Annotated in this window: 2 protein-coding genes; both read right to left on the bottom strand. The window is 74.6% G+C overall.

What is annotated here, in order from left to right:
- A partial coding sequence (locus tag G6024_RS11100; RefSeq protein ID WP_235027870.1) for a UvrD-helicase domain-containing protein occupies positions 1 to 376 on the bottom strand: 376 nt, incomplete at its 3' end.
- A gap of 160 nt (positions 377 to 536) precedes the next feature.
- On the bottom strand, positions 537 to 1171 hold a 635-nt coding region (locus G6024_RS11095; protein WP_478213487.1), incomplete at its 5' end, for an MFS transporter.

Genomic DNA, 1171 nt, shown 5'->3' with positions numbered 1-1171 from the left:
GCGCGGCCGCCAACCGGACGACCGCGTGGGCGAGGGAGTGCACGGTGCGGACGGGCGCGTCGGTGCCGACCACGAGGTGCGGGGGCATCCCGTGGGTGGCCCGTTCGAACAGGGTGGCCGCGGCCGCCGCAGAGCCGGTGAGCACCAGGACCCCGTCCATCCCCACCCCGCCGGCCACCGCGGAGCGCACCACATCGACGATCAGCGACGTCTTCCCGCTGCCCGGGCCCCCGCGCACGACCCACCGGTCCTGCCTGCCCGTCCGGGCACCCGGCCAATCACGCCCGAGGAGGTCGTCGAGTTCCGCCGACCAGGACGTTCCGTGCTCGTCGACCGTGCGTGCGTCGCGGTGGGCGGTCGGGGCAGGGGCGGTCAAGGCAGTGGCGGTCAAGGCGGTGGCGGGCTGTGTCACGGCTCGATGAGACCACACGACCACGACATCCCCCCTGCCCGCCCGGACGAGCCGCTCGCCGGAGGGCATGTCGACCCCGCACCGCGCAGACCGGGCCCGCGACCGGCGCGGGGGACGGTACGCCTCAGCGCAGGGTGTCCTCGAGCATGTTCGGGCGGCACGCGGTCCGCGAGACGACCGTCATGATGGCCAACACCACCGTGAGGAACGCCAGGCCCGCCCCGAGCCCGGGGCCGTCGAACAGCATGCCGAACACGAGCGGCCCGAGGGACGCGGCCGTGTACCCCACGCCCTGGGAGAACCCGGAGAGCGCGGCGGAGCCGGCCTGGGTGCGCGTGCGGAGGTTGATCAGCGTGAGGCAGAGCGGGAACGTGCTGGGTCCCACGCCGAGCAGGCAGATCCACACCCACGCCGCGCCGGGAGCCCAGAGCAGGCCGGCGAACCCGGCCAGGTAGGACACGACGGAGACGACGACGACGGCGTACGGGTCCTCGAAGCGGCCCGCCGCCCACGGCACCACCAACGCCGCGACGAGGCCGATCGCCGAGTACACCGCCAACGCCAACCCGCCCTCCGCGCGCGTCATCCCGATCGATTCGGCCACGGCCGGGAGCCAGGTGAAGAACGCGTACGTGCACAAGGAGTTGGTTCCGAAGAACAGGGCCAGCGCCACGCCGACGGGCGAACGCCACGGGCGGATGCGCCGGGTGGGGGTCGCGGCGGAGCCGCCGGGGGCGCTGGTGGGGGCGCTGGTGGGGG

The sequence above is a fragment of the Dietzia maris genome, from assembly GCF_014144855.1.
Lineage (GTDB): Bacteria > Actinomycetota > Actinomycetes > Mycobacteriales > Mycobacteriaceae > Dietzia > Dietzia kunjamensis.
Note: the sequence above shows the minus strand (reverse complement) of the source record. Positions and strands in the feature narration are given on the sequence as shown.